Genomic DNA, 19399 nt, shown 5'->3' on the forward strand with positions numbered 1-19399 from the left:
TTGCTAATTATCATAAAATGTTACATTTTTATATAAAATATAACTTTTTTGCGATTAAAATTTCTTTTGAACTAATAAACTTTACAATTTATTAATAAAGAAAGGTTTTTAGTATTTTTAATAATGATTGTATCAAATAAACACGCACGTCGAAATTATGAATTACTAGATTTTTTTGAATGTGGAATCGTTTTAAAAGGAACTGAAGTTAAATCTATTTCACGTGCTAATTGCTCAATTAATGAAGCTTATGTCCAAATAATTAAAAATCAAGCTTTAATTTTAAATATGCATGTTGCAAATTTTTTTGAGGGTAATAACTTTAATCAAGATCCATACCGGAATCGAAAACTATTATTACACAAAAAAGAAATTATTAGACTTCAACATTTAGTGAAAACACAACATATGACAATTGTGCCAACCAAAATTTATTGGAAAAATAATAAACTAAAGATAGAGATTGCTTTAGGAAAAGGTAAACAGCTTCATGATAAACGTGAGGATATAAAAAAAAGAGATTTAGCGCGTGAAACGCGTTTATTTTAATATTAAAGGAGGAATTATAATGAAAAGTGTTTGAAAGATTTTGTTAATAAAACATAAATTTTTATTTTTCTTTATTTTATTTTTAAATTTAGTACAAGTTTTATTAGTAATTGGTTCTCCTCTTTTATTATCAATTCTTAATAATGGTAATTATGCATCAACAACCGCTGACGCTTTTATTTATGGCGGTGTGTTAATCGCCATGGCTATAGGATGAGCAATATTTTCTATTTTTACAAATTACATTTCAACCGTTTTTCAAATTATTGTTGAAAGTCGTTTACAAAAGAAAATTTTTGAAAAAACAATGTTCTTAACATATGCAGATAAACAAAAATTTAATCAATCAATTTTATTAACAACTTCAATAAAAGACGTCGAAGAACTTTCAAAAACAATTATCTTTTTAACACGACCTGTAATTATGGGAATTTTTTATTTCATTGGAGCAATTATATTATTATTCATTATTAGTGGTAATTTATGACAAATCCCTTTAACTGTAGTTTTGATGGCTTTATCAACAATTATTATTTTTATGATTATTTCAAAATTTAATGCTAAAAATTGAAATAAAATGCGTGTTGCTAATGATGAATTAGCAAAAGTGTCATTAGAAAATGTTAGTGGAGTAAAAGTTATTCGTTCTTTCTTATTAGATGCATTTTTTTTAACAAAATTAGATTTTAAATGAAAAGATAATGTTTCTAAATCTATTATTGCCAATCGAATTAGTAAAGTAAGCATAGCTATTGTTACTTTTATCATTTATGTTATTACTCCGGTTATTTTAATTATTGGAATTTGTACTAATTCTATGAAAGCAACAAACATTTTATCAATCATGCAATCAACTAATTTATTAGTTTTAGGAATTGCGTTAATTGGTTTTGGAAGCGAACAGTATTTTAGATCTATAGTAAGTATTAAAAGAATTAATGATTTAATTTTTTATAAAAATCAAATTGTTTATAATGGTACAAAAGAAATTAATAACAATAATATTGAATTCAAAAATGTAAGTTTTAGGTATCATAATTCAAAAAAATGAGCAGTAAAAAATATTTCTTTTTCAATTAAAGACACTGATCGCGTAGGAATCATTGGAACCACAGGTGCTGGAAAAACGACATTAATTAAATTACTGATGCATCAATTAGAACCAAATAGCGGAGAAATATTTATTGATAATATTCCTTTAAAAGATATTAAAAAAACAAGTTTGCAAGCTGCTTTTAGCCTTAATGAACAAGTCCCTTTGCTTTTTTATGGAACTATCCGTGATAACGTATTATTTGGTTTAGAGGATATTGATGAAAACAAAATCAACGAAGTTATTGAAATTGCACAAGCTAAGGATTTTATTGAATCTAAGAATGAAAAATTAGAATCTCTAATAGCACAAAGGGCTCAAAATCTATCTGGAGGACAAAAACAACGTCTAGCAATGGCACGTGCATTGTTGCGCGACGCAAGAACTTTAGTGCTAGATGATTCAACTAGCGCATTAGACATGATCACTGAAAAAAAGTTTTTAACTGCACTAAAACAACAAATTAAATTTAAGAATTCGATTATTATTGCTCAAAGAATTAATAATATTTTAGACTGTGACAAAATTATTGTAATGGATAAAGGTAAGATTGTTGGAATTGGTAATAATGAGACATTACTTAAAACTTGTGCAGTTTATAAAAATATCTATCAACATCAAATAAATAAAGGAGCAGAATATGAGCCAACAACTACAAACCAATAAACCTGTAAGTAAACTTTATTTAATTTATTATTATTTTAAGGATTTTAAAAAAGTATTTATTGGTTTGTCAATTGCCATTATTTTTTGATTATCAACAACTATTGCAGCAACTTTTTTATTACAAGAAACGGTTGATAAATATGCTATTGCTAATGGTATTGTTGATACAGTAGTTAAAATGTGTGCAGGATTGATAGGAATTTATTTTTTCTCATTTATATTTTTACTAATTATCAACGAATTTGCCATTCGAATATCTTTTAAGATTGAATCCCATTTATCAATGATGGTGATTAATCGTATTCGTTATTTACCAATGAAGTATTTTGATATTAATAAAAGCGGAGAAATTTTTACTAAAACACTAAGTGATCCAACAAGTGTACAAGATGGAATTGTTAATTTTTATATTGAGTTAAATAAAGCTATATTTGGCGCAATTGGTTTTGGAACTGCTTTATTAATAACAAGTCCTTATATTGCTTTAATTGGAATTGTCATTTATGTTCTAGTAATGCTATTTAATATTTTGATATTTAAAAAATCCCATCAATTAATGCGCATAAAACGGCAAAATTTTGGTGAAATGAACGGATATATTGAAGAAATGATTTATGGGCAAAACGTTGTAGCTAATTTTAATGAACAAGTTTTTTTCATAAAAAAATTAGATAATATGATTAAAAAATTATATAAAAATTGAATTAAAGCTCAATATAGTTCTCAAATTATTTTTCCTTGAAGTATCTTTTCTATGCGATTAATGAATGCCGTTTTAATTGTGTCTTATTTATTAATTTCTATTAAAGGAATTCATTTGCCAGGGCTTATAAATAATATTGATCCAACAACGAATATTATTTCTTTTGGTGGTTTAGTTAGTATTTCATTATTTGGTAATTTCTTTTGTGATAATTTTAGTCAATTATCAAATACTATTCCTATTTTTATCGTTGCTAGAACATCACTTGCTAAAATTGATGAAATTGTTAAAACTCCTAATGAGATAAATTGAAATGAAAAATTAATAATTGATGCCTCCCAAGGCATTGAAGTGCGTTTTGAAAATGTTAATTTTAATTATTTAAAAAATACACCTACCTTAAAAAATATTAATTTTGTTGCCAAAAGGAACCAAAGAATTGCTATTATTGGACCCACAGGTGCTGGAAAAACAACAATTACTAACTTAATTAATAAATTTTATGATATTAATAATGGCTTTATTTATTTTAACGATGTTGACATTACAAATAAATCCCGTGAAAGTGTACGTGAACATATTTCTATTGTTTTACAAGATCCTTTTTTATTTAGTGAAAGTATTTATGAGAATATCAAAAAAGGTAAAATGAATGCAACAAAAGAAGAAATTATTGCAGCAGCTAAAAAAGCTCAAGTTCATGATTTGATCCTTTCATTTCCAAAAGATTATGCTACAGTTATTGATGAAAAACAAAACTTATCACAAGGTCAAAAACAATTAATAACTATCGCTCGTGCTATTATTTCTGATGCGAAAATTATTATTTTAGACGAAGCAACAAGCTCTGTGGATACGCAAACCGAACATAAATTACAATTAGCAATTAATAATTTACTAAAAGGACGAACATCATTTATTATTGCCCATCGATTATCAACAATTATTAACTCTGATTTAATTCTTGTAATTAAAGATGGTGAAATTATTGCACAAGGGAATCATGATTATTTGATTAAGAATTCGCCTTTTTATCAAGAACTTTACTATGCAAATTTTAATGAATAATTGCAATAGTATGATATTATAAAGGTAGTTAAATACATATATAACAATCAGGAGATTCCATGACATCGTTAGACATAACCACGTTAGTAATTAGTATACTTTCGTTAATTGCAACACTATCAATTTCTTTTAATATTTATTTTATTGAATTAAGAAAACAACGCGAACGTAAAATTGAACGTCTACAACAAGAAGCAAAACAATTTATTATTAATAACTTAGATGAAAAAGATTTTATTGTTTTGTGTCAATTTATTTATAAATTATATAAACATGATAAACATACAAGAAAGATTCATTATGAATTTGTTTTATTAAATGAACCTGTTCAAAAAGAGGTTTTTAAACAACTAGAAATTCTAAATATAGTTGATTTTAAAGATAATGAATGAATTGCTAATAAATTTAGTATATTAAAAGAGATTGTTAACGATTACCAATTAGGTAATTGAGATGATTATAAATTTTATGAAAATTTTAATTTCGCTTATACCTTATTTAGAGAAGAAAAATGCGATGCGGTCTTTGAAGAAATAAAGCAAAATAAATTCGGTGGTAAAAACTTATCATTTCATGAGTATTTAAATGAATACGCGCATCGTAGCAAAGAAAGCGATATGCTTGCTCCAATCGATTATTTTATTGATCAAAATAATTTAAATAATGTTTTTGATCGTCAAAAACACGCTATTTATAAACTTTATTTGCTTGATTTGATTTTAAATGAATTGTGCCGTTCAATGAATAATGACCATCGTATTAATAATGAATTTAAGTATTTTGATTGCGAAGTTATTTATGTTGAAGATTTATATTTAAAAATTTTATATAAACTTTATTTTCAATTAAATTAATTATTATAAATACTATAAAAAATTAATAATAAAACACTTTATATTTATTTAAAATTTTGAATATGAGATAATAAAAAGATAGTGTATTTTAATAATAGGTAAATTATTTATGGAAAGAAAATTTAGTGATCAAGAATTAATCCGTCGTACACACTTACAAGAATTAAAAAACCAAAATAAAAATCCTTTTTTAATAACAAAAGTTGATAGAAGTATGTTTTTAAAAGACTTTGCTGAAAAATATAAAAATTTTAGCAAAGAAGAATTACATAATATGGATTTAGAGAAATTGACACTTGCTGGTCGTTTAATCGGAATACGTCAAACCTTTGGGATTATTCAAGATTTTTCAGCAAAGTTACAAATTTATATTAATAAAAAAAATGTTGCTCCAGAGGTTTTTTCAACTTTTAAATCATTAGATATTGGTGATATTATTGAATTAGAAGGTGTAGCAATGAAAACTAATAGTGATGAAATTACTTTAAATGTTACAAACATTCGATTAGTTGCTAAAAGTCTAAAAGTTCTCCCTGAAAAGTATCATGGATTGGTTGATGAAGAAATTAAAGCACGTCAACGTTATTTAGATTTAATTGTTAACGATGAGACAAAAAATACTTTTATAAAACGATCTTTAATTATACGTGAAATGCGTAATTGGTTAGATAATAAAGGTTTTTTTGAAGTTGAAACGCCTGTTTTGCAAGATATTTTAAGTGGTGCTGCTGCTCGTCCTTTTATTACACATCATAACACTTTAAATAAAGAATATTATTTAAGAATTGCTACTGAAATTGCTTTAAAAAAGTGTATTATTGGGGGTTTTGAAAAAGTATATGAAATAGGTAGAATTTTTCGAAATGAGGGAATGGATAGTACTCATAATCCTGAATTTACTTCAGTTGAATTATATATTGCATATGTTGATTTATGATATATTATGCAACTAACTGAAGATTTAATTCGTCATATTGCTACTAAATTAAACTTATTAAATCCTACATTTAGAGGTTTTAGTATTGATTTAAATAAACCTTTTAAAAAAGCTCATATGGTTGATTTAATTAATGAATATGTTGGTGTTAATTTTTTTGAAGTTAAAAGCGATGAACAAGCAATTGAATTAGCAAAAAAACACCATGTTAAATTATTAGATCATCAAAAAAACTTTGGTCATATCGTTAATGCTTTTTTTGAAACTTTTGTTGAAGAAAAATTAGTTGAACCAACATTTGTATATGGTCATCCGTTACAAGTTTCTCCACTTACTAAAAAGAATCAGAGTGATCCTCGTTTTGTAGATCGTTTTGAATTATTTATTTGTCAAAAAGAATTTGCTAATGCTTATAGTGAAATTAATGATCCAATTGATCAATATGAACGTTTTATCGCACAGTTAGAAGAAGCTAAATTAGGAAATGACGAAGCAAGTGAATTAGATATGGAATTTATTGAGGCCTTAGAATATGGTATGCCTCCAACAGGTGGTTTGGGAATCGGTGTTGATCGTTTAGTAATGCTGTTAACAAGTAATGATAGTATTCGTAATGTTTTATTATTTCCTCACATGAAAGATAAAACAAAATAAAATTGAAATGGAATTAGTAATATTTTAAAGGTGATATATAAAAACTAATAACAATACTACAAAATGTTAATAAATCAAACATTTTGTATTTTTTTTTATTTCCAATTGTTAAACCTAAAGTGTTAAAGTTTATACTAATTAAAAAATATGATAAATTAAAACTATCATAAAAAAATACAACTATCAAATACAATGTTATAATTCATCACAATCAGATAGTAAAAAAAAGTAGGTGTGTGAGTTTAAAAACCACTAGTGCCTATATATATATAATTGATTGATTTGAATTATTTTTTTAATTCTATTAATAAATGATTAAGTAAATCTGTAAAATTAGTAAAATATTGGCAATGTGATAATATCATACCATCTAAAAACTTGTTTAAAACTTCATTGCGGTGTTTGTGAACTCTTCAATCAGTATTTAAAATATAAATTTTTAACGTTGGTTTAACGTGTTTTTGAAGTGCTACAAAATAACCCATTTCAGCCATGGTGCCATCATCAGTGTTATCAATATCTATAATTGCGATATCAGTTTGATCAATAAATTTAATATCTGATTCATAAAAAAAGATATTTGGTTTATGTGCATTAGCACCTAATTCGTCGTTAACTTCGATCGGATTAAAAAGATCAAGTTCATAATTTGGTAATTCATCTTTAAATGTTTTTCTAATTAAACTAGCTTGTTGTTTTCGATCATTAATTTCAGCTAAGGTGAATAAAGGACCAGCTAAATAAATTTTGATTTTTTTACTCATGAATTTACTCCTAAAAATTTAATGTGTTAATCATAACATTATTTAAATTTGCTTTTATTAGTTTTTTTATTTTTGGAATCCAAAAGTTAAAAATAAAAAAAGATTGACTGTGTTAACTACTCAATCTTTTTTTATGAAAAACGAAAAATAGATTTTAATTAATTTGATTACAATAATGAAATTTCTATTTTATTAATTTCGTGGTTTAATTCTTTGGTTTTTAATTCCAATGATTTTCTTTTTTGATTTAAACTAATAATTCTTGATAAATTTATTATTAAATAAAATAGCCCTACTATGGTTAAAAAAAAGATTAAAATAACGGCTATGATTATTTTCATCATAAATTCATTTTTAATTTTATCTAATTCAAACTCAAGATCATTAACTTTTTGCTTCAATTCTATTAATTTAGTTTTTTGTTCGTCACTCATATTAAACCTTTTGAAATTTAAATATTATTTTTTGCTTCTTTTTTTATTTAGTAAAGCAATTGTTTGTTTATAATCTTTAATTCATAATTTAACAATTTCTAAGGCTTCTTGTCATGCTTGTGGTTTTGTTAAATCAACACCTAGTAATTTAATTGTATCTAATGGATCTTTTGAACCACCACTTGATAAGAAATCAAACACTTTTTGTTTTGCACCTGTTACTTTAGTGAAAACACGATGGCCTGAAATAATTGCTGCAACTTGACCTACTGCATATTTATATACATAAAAATTACCTACATAAAAATGAGGAATACGAAGTGGAGTAATGCTTGATAATGAATAAATTGAATTTAGATCCTCTACAATTGGTTTGTTAGTATATTCAAGTTCTAGTTTTTGATATTCTTTCATAACAACATCTGCCGTAAATGGTGCCCCACTATTAATTAATTCATTAGCAATTCATTCAAAATTTGAAAAAATTACTTGTCTTGTTGTTGTTGCGAAGAACCCACTAATCATTTCATCTAAAATCATTAATTTCATTTCAAGATCGTTCTTGTATTTTTCTAATAAATAGTAGTTTAAATAAACTTCATTTGAAATTGATGCAATTTCCGCATAGAAAATCTTGTAATCACTATAAATTTTTTGTGTGCGATTAGAATATAACGAATGCATTGAGTGGCCTAATTCATGAACAATAGTTTGTACATCACGTAATGAGTTAGTATAGTTCATTAAAATATAATATTTACTAATACCCTTTGTGCCACCAATTGAATAAGCCCCACCACGTTTCCCTTTTTGTGGTAATCATGAAACTCATTTTTCATCGAATGCTCGTTTAATATTACTTACATATTCATCACCTAAAATTGATAATGAATCAATAGCCATTTGTTTTGCTTCTTCAATTGGAATGTCAATTTTTTTAGAAATTAATGGTAGTCCATTATCTCAAGGTTCGATCTTTGAAACTTTAATTAATTTTTTTAAATATGTATTTCGTACTTTTTTATAATCTTCATTTGTATCTTTATAAAGTTTTACTTGATCATAAATTAAAGTAATTAATGATTTGTCAACAACATCATCAAATGCTGCTTTAGCAATATAATCATCAAAGTTTTTTGCTTTTGCTTGTTGATTTAATGATAAATAGTTGTAGTACAACATTTTTGTAATTGATTCACGTGAATCATAATATGCTCTATACATTGATAAATAAGCGCTTTTACGCAAAACGCGATCTTTTGATTTTAAATGAACAAAAGCTTCTGCTTCATTCTTAATTGGGTGTTTTTTACCTTTTGCATCAATAGCATCACTAAATTTCATATCATTATTTGTATATGTTGAAAAAATTGTTGAAAAACCTTCATCAGCACGTATTAATGTTGAAAATAACTTACTTTGTTCATTATTTAATGTGTGTGGTTGATAACGAAAAATTTCATTATACTTGCGTGTATATACATTTAATTGAGAATCTGTCAAATATTCTTTAATCTTTGCTTCGTTTGCTAAAACTACACTATTATAATTACTTAATGCTGTTTCTAATTCATAAAAAGAAGCTGATAGTTTTTGTGATCAAGAATTTCATTTTGGATCAACAACATTAGTATTTAAATTATTTGATACATAATTATAAAAACGATTTGCAACAATTGTGAATTCTTCTTCTAAAATTTGTCATTGAGCAAAATTTTGTTTTGAATCTAAAAAAGTTGGAAAAGCTTTAATGTATTTAGCTTTTTTTTCTTCAAATTCAGCATATAAATCATCTAATGATTTGTTGTTTAATAAATCATCAAGATCTCATTCGTATTTTTTATTTTCCATTACAAACTCCTTATAACGAATATAATAATTATAATATTTATTAATAGCAATATATAAAGTTAATTGCTAAAAAATAGGAAAAAAATCATGTTGAGTTCTATAAATAAGTTAAAAAATAAATTAAAAAATCTAGCAAAAAAACCAATAAAAGTTTTATTTATTGAACAAAGTTTAGAAATTGATAAAGCAAAAAAAATGTTAAGTCAAGATACTTTAATTAATATCGTAGATTTGTCATCTTTTAAAACACCAGAAATTATTAATGAATGCGAAGAGATTTGATATGAATTACGAAAATTAAAAGGTGAGAGTCGAAATGATGCCCAAATAGCAGTTAATGACAATTTAAATTTTGCTGTTTGTTTAAGTTATTTAAAAAAAATCGATGTTTTAATTGTGGGTGCTAACTTGTCATCAAAAACTTGTTTTAGTAGTATCTTAAAGATTTTGAAAAATCCTAACGGTTCGATCGCATATAGTACAATGGTTATGATTAATAAACGAGAATTAATTTTTATGAGTGATTGTGCTTTAAATTTAAACTTGAATAAACAACAAATGATTGATGCAGCAAAATATTCATGCACAATTAGTAGAAATTATTTTGATGTTTTAAACAATCATGTGGGATATATTAGTTATTTAAGTCAAAATGATGTTATTTATCAAAATAAAAATTTTGATTTTATTGGCCCAATTCAATTCGATGCTGTAGTTGATTTAAAAGTTCGTAATAAAAAAGTACCTAATATCCATCAATACCATATTAATCATTATGTTTTTGATAATATAAGTATTGCAAATACTGTTTTTAAAATTTATCAAACAAAACTTAATTATTTAACAGTCGGTACATATATTAGTAATATCTTAACAAAAGTTAGTGTTATTAGTCGTTCAGCAAGTAGTGATGAAATTATTGCAACAACTTATTTATTATGCGTGGCTTTTTTAACAGATTTAACTTAAATTAAAAACCACTAAAGCTAAGTATTTTATACTTTAGTGGCTGATTTTAATTAATAATTAATTTATTAGTCTCTTCATAATCAAAATATTCTTTGCTAATGTGTGTTAAAATTAATAATTCTACTTTTAATGATGATGAAGTTAATTTATTTAAAATAATTGGTGTGTTAAATTTAATATTTTCATCTTCTAAAATTGATTTTAATAAATTAATATTCTCATAATTAATTTGTGTTTTTACATTAAAAAAATCATCAAAACCAGAAAGAATTAATTGTTTACTAATATTAATGTTATTAGTATCGAATTGTTCTAAATCCATATTATTTGGTGTTATATAGTATGATACTGCAATTATTTTTTTATTTTTAATTAAACTAAATTTAGTGATTGAATTAAACTTATTACCATGATATTCAAAATCAATTAGAAATTGTTCGTATTTAATATTATCAATGGTTTTGTATAAATTAGCAAAAGCCTTGTTAGTAAAGTGATCAATACTTGAATAAACATAATAACCACTTCCTTTGATTGTTGTTACAATGCCTAAAACTTTTAATACTTCATAAGCATTATGAATAGTGATTCGTCCACAATTAAAATAACTTGCTAGTTTATACTCACTAGGAATCAATTCATTTATTTTATATTGATCCATAGCTATTTTTAAGATAATATAGCGAACAATGTAAGTTTTATTTGTCAGCGTTTTGTTTTGATTTGTTATTGTCTTGTATTTCCTTTATCTTTTTATCAAGTTCCATTTGTTCAGCTATTTTCTTACGAATATTAGCTTCAAGAATTGATAAATCACGATCAAATTTATCAACAATAAACGCTGTTGTTTTTTCTTCTAATAATGTTGATTTTGCAGCTTCTCATTGTGCTTTGTTTTCTTTAAAGTCACGAATTGATAAGTTTGTCTCTTCATAGTATGATTCAAGTATTTTTGTTAATTCTTCATCTTTAATTTCAATTGTAAATTCTTTTTGTAAATCTTGAAAAATTAGTGCTTTAGCGATGATTTTTTGTGCAATTTCATAAGCTAACTTTTCATCTTCAACACCAAATGCTTGTTTAATACGTGGTGCTAAATCTTTAATATCTTCTTCATTAACATCAATTTCATAAAAATCAGCAAGATATGTCATTGCTTTATTAAACAAATTTTCACGAACAATAATGTTATGTAATTGTTGAGAACGTTGTTCTTCAGTTTGTTTTGCAAAAACTGTGTTAATTCTTTCTTTATGCATTTCTAATGCTTTAGGATCAACATTTAATTCTTCTAAAACAATTGTGTGTTTCCAATCAATCGGTTTTTTATTAACGATGGTACTTTTAAAATTCATATATTATTTCCTTTTAGTTATCAAATAAATCATGAGTTTAATACACGTATATTATAATATTTTAATTTATTTACTTTAATTACTAAAATATTATTCACTATTTGATAAATAATCTTTAACTTTAATCTTATGAACAATTTTTTGATTATCAACAATATCAATTTGAGCATCAATGTTATAAACGTTTTTTAATAACTCTTTAGTAATAACTTCATTTGGATTACCATTTGCATAGATTTGCCCATTTTTTAAGACAAAAACTTCATCACTATATTGAATAGCTTGATTAATATCATGTAAAATTGCAATAATTGTTTTTTGACGTAAAATTTGTAATTTTTTTAGTGATTCAAGTAATTCATATTGATTTTTAATATCTAAATATGTAGTTGGTTCATCTAATAAAATAATTGGAGTATCTTGAACTAAACACAATGCTAAAATAACTTTTTGGCGCTGACCACCAGATAATTCTTGCATAAATTTTTCTTTTAAATCGTGCAGTTGCATTTCATTAATTACTAAATCAATAATTAATTTATCTTCTTTTCCTAAAATACCACTAAATCCTAAATATGGATTACGACCAAACGTAATAAAATCAATAACACGAGTGCCTTGGGGAATTTCAATACTTTGAGGAATGTAAGAAATTAATTGTGCTAATTGTTTAAAACTTAATTCATTAATGTTTCTATCAAACACTTTAATAATATTTTTTTTAAGTTTTAATAATTTAACAATCGCTTTCGCTGTTGTAGACTTACCACATCCATTTGGTCCTAAAATTGTTGTAAATGAATTTTTTTTAATACTAAATGATAAATTTTTTAAAACTTCAGGAAGTTTTTTGTGATATCTATAAGATAAATTATTAATAATTAAAGCGTCGTTTTTACTTGCATTAATAATTTGATTCCGATCTAATTGATGATTGCAAAAGTATTTAGCAAAAATTTTAAACATATTTTTATTTTCCTCTCACAATTAGATACATAAAATAAGGTGTAATAATTGTTGTTGATAAAAAACCAACTGGTACTTGTGTATTAAAATTAACCGAAATTAATAACGCAAAACACACTAAAGTTGCGCCGATTAAAAATGCTGCAAACATTGTAATACCTGTTCTATTACCAAATAATTGACGTGCAACGCTAGCGCCAATAACTCCTAATAAAGCTATATAACCAACTAAAACAATTTCTAATCCTGCTAATAAAGCCACTAGTAAATAAATACTAATTTTTAAACGCTCAATATTAATTCCTGTTGTTGATGCTAAAGCAGCGCTTGTTTCGTATAAATCAATTTTTTTACGTAAAAATCAAATTGGAATCAATGTTAATGCAATTAATACTGAGCAAGAGATTACTAATGATAAATCAATATATTGCGAATTTGGAATAATTCCTAAAGTATAATTTTTGATATTTTCAAAAGCAATCATTAAATTTTTATCTTGATTGGAGAACAATGAATTATTAGCAGGATTAATTAAAACCACGGAAATCGCTTCAAATAAAAAATTCAAAGCAATTCCGATAATAATAAATTTTTCATTATTAGCTCTTCCTAATTTTGATAATGTATAAACAATACTTGTTCCAAAAATTGATGATAAAAACATCACCAAGGGTAAAATTCGCATTTCAGGATTTAAATAACTGCTTGTTTTATCTTTAATAAGAATTAAATATACTGTCATTAAAATGATGTTTAATGAACCAATACCTAAAACTGACGTATCTGCTAAATGATTACGTGTAACTTTTTGTAATAATAATCCAGCTACAGCAATTGCTCCTCCTGAAAAAAAGGCCATTAAAGTTTTAGGACCACGAATATTAAAATTAAATTGATTGATCGATGCTTCAAAACCATTAGTGGTATCAAAATAAATTGCTAATGTTAAAAAAACAAAACAAATGGCAATGAGAATTAGTCCTGCCATTTTAATGATTACAGATTGTTTATAATTAAGATTTTTAATTAAATAAAAATGCTTTTGCTTTAAATTCGTTTTTTGATTAATTTTCATTGATTCTCGTTTTTTTTATTATTTTTGGTTAACAAATGTTTTTCAATATGAACCCCAATCATTAGCTTCTTTTAACAATTGTTTATTTTGTTGGATTAATTGCGGATCAATTGTTTTATTAATAATTTTAATCACAGAATCTAAAATCATATTATATCCAATAGGTGATTTAATTCCATCATTTCATAATTCATAATTATCATCAAAAATACGCTTCGCTGGATCATCATAATCTGATTTAATTAATGACATGATTAATTCTTTTTGTGGTCTTGATAAATTATTACTATGAAAATCTTCTAAGTTTTGATAACTAATTTTAATTAAATAGTCGAACTCTGAATTAAATTTAGCAAAGTTACTAGCACTTAATGATCCCTCTCCTAAATTTCATCATCAACCATTATCATCCATATTAAATAGAGAACCAACAATGTTTTTATCAATTTGTGTCCCATCTTGATTATCACCACCAAAACAATGAATTTGTCCATTTCCGTGTCTATGACATAATAATTGTTTGCCGTTAACATCTTCTAATAATTCAGTCCATTCGTCCTTTTTTAAGATTGGTTTAGGTGCTTTAAACCCTAAATCATAATATAAAAAACCGTATTTAGATTGAGTTTGTAAAGTTGAAGAACCACTATTTTGTGATGTAGTTAATAAGCCTAAAGTTTTGGAATTAGTATTATCAAATTGTTTTATATTAGGATTATAATTTTTATCAACAACGCCAATTGCTTGAAAATACAAACGCATTTTGTTTAAGCGATTAATTAAATTATTAGCAATTTGATTAGCATTAAATAACGCTTTTTTTAATGGTTCTAATTTTGCTAAATTATCTTTAAAATCAATTTTTGCTTCTTCTGAGTATGCATATTTTGTTGTTGCATAAGCAATATCATATAAATAAAGCAATGAATCGCGCATTGTTCCTAAATAAACCTGTGTACCTCCATCTCATCGCATATTTTGTTCATAAATAGGATGGTGTTGTAGAATTGATGTAACATAACTATCTTGTTTTGTAGTTGATAAAAAAGGATCATAATTTAATTTATTTAATCCTGATTCCCTAACTTTTTTTGTTAACACAACTGTTTTAAATGCTTCATAAATTTTTGAATTTAATGATTTAGGATCTTTTCATTTTGTTTCAGTATAAAAAATAGGTATATCATTACCTTCTAAAATTCTTTTTTTAAAAGCTGAATTATTAAAATTAATACCATCAAATGTTTCAGCATTAAAATAGTTTTTGTTTAATTTATCAGCAAAATAGGAATAATTATAAAGTTCGTTTAATTCACCTTTTTCTTTATCCTTATACTCTAAACCTAACAATAGACTTTTACGTAATAATGAGTTAGGATCGTTTTTAAAATTTAAAATGTCATTTTTATTTAAGGTTAAATAAAAATCACGACTCATTTTAAAATCAACAGGAATAGCAGTTTTTTGATTTGATATCGGGCCACCATGTGCAACTAATGTTTTTTTTGCACGTTCAAAATGACTATTATCAATCAAATAACGATCATAATAAACAAGTTTGCCTTTATTTTTATTTCAATACTCTTCACTTACACCTTCGCCATAAGTATTGCCACTAAAGCTTCATCATGTAGTTCCATATTGTTTAATATTTTTTTCTAAATTAATTAATTTTTCTTTAAATTTATTAGCAAAATCGTCTTTTTCATAAAATCATTTTTGATAATTTGGTTTTTGGGGATTTAAATAATCATAAGGTGAATTTTTCTTTCAATACATTTGTTGAGGATAATAATCAGGTGTAATTCCTAACGCTAATAAATTATCAGCCTGAGAAGTATAAGTTGGCATTATATCGTATTTGATTTGCTCTTGAACGTTTGCAGATGTTTTTTTTGTACATGAACTAATAATTGTTGTTGTACCAATTACAATAGAAATTGTTGCCAACATACTAATTAAATATTTTTTTGTTTTCTTATGCATTTTTAGATCCTTAATTTTATTTATTTGAATTCTTATCAATTATAAATAAAACAACAATTATGGATATAATTAAATTAATTAAATATCTAATTAATCAAAATTAATAATAAAAAATGGAATTAATAAAGCTTTTTTTAAAAAATAAAAGTTTTTAATTCAATTAATATTTATATATAATAAAATAGAAGTCAAATTATGACTTGATAATAATTTTTATAACAAAAGGAAACTTATGATTGAAGATTCCCAGGAAACGATCAGTACTCAAGCAAATTTTAGCGTTGGCATTTTAGTAATATTAGCAATAATTACTCTTATTTTGATATGTTTTTCAGTCTTTTTTTCAGCAGCCGAAACTGCTATTACCAGTGTCACAACCGTAAAATGAAAAACTGAAAGCAATAAAATTAAATCAAAAACAATTACTAATGTTGTTTATAAAATGATTAATAATTATACAATTACCTTGGCAACCATTTTAATTGGTAACACATTAGTAAATACAGCATCATCAACAATCGCAGGTTTATTTTTTGCAGGTATAATGAAATCTTTTAGTACAACAAGTAACGCTGAAGCTATTGGTACAGGAATTGCAACAGGAATTATAACTTTAATTGTTTTAATATTTGGCGAATTTATTCCTAAAAATTTTGCTAAGAAAAATCCGATTAAAGTTCTTAAATTAGTAGCTTATCCCTTAAATTGTTTCTATATACTTTTTTGGCCATTAACTTGATCTTTAAATCGAATTTTTAATAAAAAATCACAAAATATTATCACAGCCACTGAAGAAGAATTAAAATCGCTTATTGAAGTTATTCGTCATGAAGGAACTTTAGATAGTCAAGAAGCATTAATTATTAATAAAGCAATTTTATTTGATGATATATTAATTAAACAAAAAATGGTTCCATGAACACAAGTTGTTAAAATTAATGAAAATAAAACTGTTCTTCAAAGTTTTGAAATTTTTAATTCAACTGGATTTTCGCGTTTGGTTGTAGTCAATAAAAACGATGAGGTTGTTGGTATTATTTATTTAAAAAAAATTATTAAATATCTTCTTAACGAACCTAATAAAATCATTAGAACTATCATGCAAACACCTTTATTAATAAACCAAAAAGATACATTATATGATGGTTTAAGAACAATGCAATTTCAAAGAATTCATTTAGGAATTGTTGTTGATAATATTACTGAAAAAAATCCTATAGGAATCATTACATTAGAAAACATTACTGAAGAATTAACTGGTAATGTTTATGATGAAACTGATAATGAGAACGAAATAAAAGAAATTCAAATCGTTAATGAAACAACTTGACGTGTTGATGCTAAAACTAACGCTAAATTATTTTTACATCAATATATTGACAAAGATATTGAAGTTAACGATGATATTAGTATGGGCAAATATATTTCTAAAATTAATAAAAATCGCGCATTTAAAAACCGCCAATTAATTAACACTCCTAATATGTATATTGAAACTTTTAAAGATGTAAGAACAAATCAATTTGCCTTTTTAATTGAAAAAAAGATTAATCAATCCTAAACAATGAGATAAAAAAACTAGTTTTTAAAAACTAGTTTTTTTAATTTTAATTCTTCATACATTTCTTTAATACGAGAATTAAAATGATTTAAACCACTTTTTGAAATTTCAATATTAAACATCTGTTTTAATAAACAAGAAAGTTCATTTAATGAACAGTCTGGATTTTGTACTCGTAGTTCACAATACTTTAAAAATTTAGTACTTTGTTTGCAAAATTCATCGTGGTTTTTTTTTATTTCTAAAATCATTTCTTTAGTCAAAACCCCTGCTTTAGAACTTTTAGAAAGGTTAGAAATATCTAAATTATTTAAACGTTGTTGTTGATTATTAAAATCACGTTGGATACGAATATTCTCAAATTCAAATAACGAATTTTGCGTACGGATCGCTTTTAAAAAATCACTGATTATCTCTGATTTTTTAAAATAAACAATGGTTTTTTTATTACGATAAATAATTTTATATTCTAAACCATAACGGGCTAAAGCCTTTGTTAATAATGGGATGTAATTATTTGAATCACAGCGAATTTCTAAATGATAGTTTTCAAGTGGGTGTGCAATTGAACCACCAGACAACATTGCACCAATTAAAAAATTTGAACAATAGCGGTCTTTATGAAAATTTTCATTATTCGCATCATCAAATAGTTTTAAAATTTCATCTAATTTATCCAAATCACCTCAAAGTAATAGCGAATAATTAGTACGAGTTTTATTTAAATGGTCAGGCTCAAACATAATCTCATATTCAATATTTAAATTATTAAAATAATCTAAACCATTTAAAATAAATTCAATAATTTGTAAATTTTGAGATTTAATAATTCAAGTTAGTTTTTGACCAATTTTAATGGTTAAATTATTACGAAAAAACGAATATAAAATAACTTTATAGTCTGTGGATGAATAATCAGTGTTAGTATAAATATCTTCTTTAACAAATTCACTAAACGTGAATTTGTTAGAATCATTATCAATTATTTCTTGTAATGTACTCTTTGGCATAAAGTGCTGCAATGACTCCATCATTTGTAGCAGTCGCAATTTGTCGAACATTTTTATCAACAATATCACCGGCTGCAAAAATACCACAAACACTAGTTTGCATATTTTTATCAGTTGTAATAAATCCGTTTACCTCATTAAAAATACATAAATTATTTGTATTAATTCTTGAAGGCAATAGGCCAATAAAAGTGAAATTAGCTTCAATATTTAGTGTAGTTACTTCGTTTGTGATTAAATCTCTAAATTTTAAACCTTCTAAAAACTGATGACCAAAAAATTCGAATGTTTGTTTATTGTAATAAATTTTTATATTAGGTGTGTTATTTGCAATTTGTACTAATTGTTGTTCTGCTTTAAATTGTGGTTTATTGGCAATTAAATGAACTTCTTTAGCAATTGTAGCTAAATATATGGCCTCTTCCACAGCAGAGTTACCAGATCCAATCACAGAGACAGCTTTATTTTTATAAAGTGGTCCATCACAAATAGCGCAATAACTAATTCCCTTGTTTTCAAATTCTAATTCACCTAAAATGTTTAACCGTCTATTTTCTGTTCCTGTTGCAATAATTACAGTTTTAGTAATTAATGTTTGTGTAGTTAATTTAATTTTTTTATATTTTTCTTTTAAAGATATTTCATCAGCAGCTTCATAAATAATAGAAACATTTAAATTTAAGACTTGTTCGTACATTTTATAAGCCAATTCAGGTCCTGGAATACTATTGATACCTAAATAATTTTCTACATTTGATGTTAATGCTATTTTTCCTCCTGGGAATTGTTTTTCAACAATGATCACATTTAATCCAGAACGTTTAGCATAAACAGCAGCAGCTAAACCGGCTGGACCTGCGCCAATGATTACTAAATCGTAAACTTCTTGATTCATTTAAAATCC

17 protein-coding genes are annotated in these 19399 nt (G+C 24.9%); 7 read left to right on the plus strand and 10 right to left on the minus strand.

The features are described from left to right. The first annotated feature begins 123 nt into the window (after window positions 1-123). The 5 genes from smpB (at window position 124) to lysS (ending at window position 6524) form a co-directional block, all read left to right on the plus strand. Window positions 124-549, plus strand: a complete 426-nt coding sequence (gene smpB, locus UPA3_RS00300) for an SsrA-binding protein SmpB (RefSeq protein ID WP_006688578.1) — start codon at window positions 124-126, stop codon at window positions 547-549. 19 nt (window positions 550-568) lie between these two features. Then, entirely contained in the window at window positions 569-2308 is a 1740-nt protein-coding gene (locus UPA3_RS00305; RefSeq protein ID WP_006689082.1) for an ABC transporter ATP-binding protein, read from the plus strand. After that, a complete protein-coding gene (locus tag UPA3_RS00310) occupies window positions 2283-4079 on the plus strand; it encodes an ABC transporter ATP-binding protein (RefSeq protein WP_006689063.1) in 1797 nt (598 codons plus the stop codon). Before UPA3_RS00305 ends, UPA3_RS00310 begins: the two co-directional genes overlap by 26 nt. Window positions 4080-4138: 59 nt before the next feature. After that, the gene (locus UPA3_RS00315) at window positions 4139-4933 is read left to right on the plus strand and encodes a hypothetical protein (RefSeq protein ID WP_006689028.1); all 795 of its coding nucleotides are present in this window, start codon (window positions 4139-4141) and stop codon (window positions 4931-4933) included. Between the two features lie 109 nt (window positions 4934-5042). Continuing rightward, window positions 5043-6524: a lysine--tRNA ligase gene (lysS, locus tag UPA3_RS00320; RefSeq protein WP_006688759.1), complete on the plus strand. Its 1482-nt coding sequence runs from the start codon at window positions 5043-5045 to the stop codon at window positions 6522-6524. A gap of 287 nt (window positions 6525-6811) precedes the next feature. Here the strand turns inward: lysS and UPA3_RS00330 are convergent, their stop codons facing one another. The 3 genes from UPA3_RS00330 to pepF form a co-directional block, all read right to left on the minus strand. Beyond that, window positions 6812-7288 (minus strand): nucleoside 2-deoxyribosyltransferase, encoded by a 477-nt coding sequence (locus UPA3_RS00330; RefSeq protein WP_006688445.1) that lies wholly within the window; start codon window positions 7286-7288, stop codon window positions 6812-6814. Window positions 7289-7455: 167 nt separating this feature from the next. Beyond that, window positions 7456-7722 carry a hypothetical protein gene (locus UPA3_RS00335; protein WP_006688619.1) on the minus strand — a complete coding sequence of 89 codons (267 nt, stop codon included), beginning with the start codon at window positions 7720-7722 and terminating at the stop codon, window positions 7456-7458. Between the two features lie 24 nt (window positions 7723-7746). Continuing rightward, window positions 7747-9573: an oligoendopeptidase F gene (gene pepF / locus UPA3_RS00340; RefSeq protein ID WP_006688614.1), complete on the minus strand. Its 1827-nt coding sequence runs from the start codon at window positions 9571-9573 to the stop codon at window positions 7747-7749. Window positions 9574-9660: 87 nt separating this feature from the next. On the opposite strand from pepF, the gene UPA3_RS00345 reads away from it, so the two are divergent. Then, window positions 9661-10542 carry a phosphate acyltransferase gene (locus UPA3_RS00345; protein ID WP_006688802.1) on the plus strand — a complete coding sequence of 294 codons (882 nt, stop codon included), beginning with the start codon at window positions 9661-9663 and terminating at the stop codon, window positions 10540-10542. 46 nt (window positions 10543-10588) lie between these two features. On the opposite strand, the gene UPA3_RS00350 is transcribed toward UPA3_RS00345, so the two are convergent. The 5 genes from UPA3_RS00350 to UPA3_RS00370 all read right to left on the minus strand — a co-directional run bounded on the left by UPA3_RS00350 (window position 10589) and on the right by UPA3_RS00370 (window position 15924). Then, entirely contained in the window at window positions 10589-11221 is a 633-nt protein-coding gene (locus tag UPA3_RS00350; RefSeq protein ID WP_269207880.1) for a winged helix-turn-helix domain-containing protein, read from the minus strand. Between the two features lie 19 nt (window positions 11222-11240). After that, a complete protein-coding gene (locus tag UPA3_RS00355; protein WP_006688618.1) occupies window positions 11241-11897 on the minus strand; it encodes an MPN555 family protein chaperone in 657 nt (218 codons plus the stop codon). Between the two features lie 90 nt (window positions 11898-11987). After that, window positions 11988-12863, minus strand: a complete 876-nt coding sequence (locus UPA3_RS00360; protein WP_006688512.1) for an ABC transporter ATP-binding protein — start codon at window positions 12861-12863, stop codon at window positions 11988-11990. A gap of 4 nt (window positions 12864-12867) precedes the next feature. After that, complete coding sequence (locus UPA3_RS00365) at window positions 12868-13938, minus strand: iron ABC transporter permease (RefSeq protein ID WP_006688599.1); 1071 nt, start codon at window positions 13936-13938, stop codon at window positions 12868-12870. An 18-nt stretch (window positions 13939-13956) separates the two neighbouring features. Continuing rightward, window positions 13957-15924: a Vmc-like lipoprotein signal peptide domain-containing protein gene (locus UPA3_RS00370; RefSeq protein WP_006688707.1), complete on the minus strand. Its 1968-nt coding sequence runs from the start codon at window positions 15922-15924 to the stop codon at window positions 13957-13959. 232 nt (window positions 15925-16156) lie between these two features. On the opposite strand from UPA3_RS00370, the gene UPA3_RS00375 reads away from it, so the two are divergent. Then, window positions 16157-17485 carry a hemolysin family protein gene (locus UPA3_RS00375; RefSeq protein ID WP_006688709.1) on the plus strand — a complete coding sequence of 443 codons (1329 nt, stop codon included), beginning with the start codon at window positions 16157-16159 and terminating at the stop codon, window positions 17483-17485. A 17-nt stretch (window positions 17486-17502) separates the two neighbouring features. On the opposite strand, the gene whiA is transcribed toward UPA3_RS00375, so the two are convergent. Further along, on the minus strand, window positions 17503-18495 hold the full coding sequence (gene whiA / locus UPA3_RS00380; protein ID WP_006689029.1) for a DNA-binding protein WhiA: 993 nt from the start codon (window positions 18493-18495) through the stop codon (window positions 17503-17505). Next, the gene (locus UPA3_RS00385; RefSeq protein ID WP_006688550.1) at window positions 18461-19390 is read right to left on the minus strand and encodes an NAD(P)/FAD-dependent oxidoreductase; all 930 of its coding nucleotides are present in this window, start codon (window positions 19388-19390) and stop codon (window positions 18461-18463) included. Before UPA3_RS00385 ends, whiA begins: the two co-directional genes overlap by 35 nt. Window positions 19391-19399 lie beyond the last annotated feature (9 nt).

It is taken from the genome of Ureaplasma parvum serovar 3 str. ATCC 27815 (assembly GCF_000019345.1).
In the GTDB taxonomy this organism is placed as follows: Bacteria; Bacillota_I; Bacilli_A; order Mycoplasmatales; family Mycoplasmoidaceae; genus Ureaplasma; species Ureaplasma parvum.